This is a genomic window from Leptospira soteropolitanensis (genome assembly GCF_026151655.1).
Classification (GTDB): Bacteria; Spirochaetota; Leptospiria; order Leptospirales; family Leptospiraceae; genus Leptospira_A; species Leptospira_A soteropolitanensis.
In genome coordinates this window covers 1-1073 of sequence record NZ_JAMQPN010000069.1, presented here as the reverse complement: position 1 = coordinate 1073, position 1073 = coordinate 1, and the positions used below count along the sequence as shown (strand labels likewise).

Annotated in this window: 1 protein-coding gene; it reads right to left on the bottom strand. The window is 34.6% G+C overall.

Annotated features, from left to right (window positions below; all coding sequences use genetic code 11):
* Positions 1–28 precede the first annotated feature (28 nt).
* On the bottom strand, positions 29–982 hold the full coding sequence (locus ND811_RS19330) for an IS30 family transposase (protein ID WP_265353624.1): 954 nt from the start codon (positions 980–982) through the stop codon (positions 29–31).
* Between the last annotated feature and the right edge of the window lie 91 nt (positions 983–1073).

Sequence of the window (1073 nt, the reverse complement as noted above, 5' to 3'; positions counted from 1 at the left end):
AGCAGATTCAACCAATAAGTGCAACTTTTTAGGAGGCACACCAAAAGATTTCGTTTGGAGTTTTGAAACCTAGAGTTTTTCTAGGTCTACTGTTTAATTTTCTCTCTACCTTTTCAACATCTTTCTGTGTAATTTTAGAGAAGTCGGATCCCTTAGGAAAATATTGTCTTACCAATCCGTTAATTGATTCATTGATGCCTCGTTGCCAAAAAGAATATGGATCTGCAAAAAATACTTTAGCATCCAATGTTTTTGATATATCTTGATGTGAGGAAAATTCCTTGCCGTTGTCTACTGTAATGGTTGTTACTTTGTCAGAAACATTTTTAAGGATTTTGTTGATTCCTTTGGTTACAATTTGCGAAGTTCTGTCCTTACACAAAACTAATTTTACATACAAACTTTTTCTTTCTACTAAAGTCACGATAGAACCTTTATGATTCTTTCCTACAATCGTATCTCCTTCCCAATGACCGATTCTATTTCTTTTTTCAACAGACTTTGGTCTGTCTTTGATAAAAACCCTATTTTTTATTGTACCTTTTGCATTCGTTCCACTTCCATACTTTTTCCTTCGGCGCCGATTCGATTGGCGAAGGTGTTTATATAGTGTTCCACCAAACATTCGATCATGTTTTATAAATTTATAAATGGTTTCATGACTGATACTGTGACTTTTTCTTTCGTGTAGGTACGCAGAAATTTGTTCAGGACTCCAATCTTCCTTTAGATAGTTTACTACTAACGCTTTCACTTCAGGTATAAACTTTATATGCTTTTTTGAATTAATTCTACGACTTTCAGCCCATTGATCTGCTTGTTTATAACGGTATCCTCTGCCACCTGTATTGCGTTTAACTTCTCTGCTGATCGTGGATTTATGTCGATTTAGTGATTTTGCAATTTCTGTCAGACTATAATTTTGTTGCAGAAATAAATAGATAGCAAATCGTTCATTTGGGGTTAACTGGCAATACTTCATTCAATTTCCTTTTGTTTCGCAACTTCAAGAAATCTGTTTTTGGTGTGCCAGTCAACCTCTCATTTTGTTGCACTTATTGGTTGAATCTGCT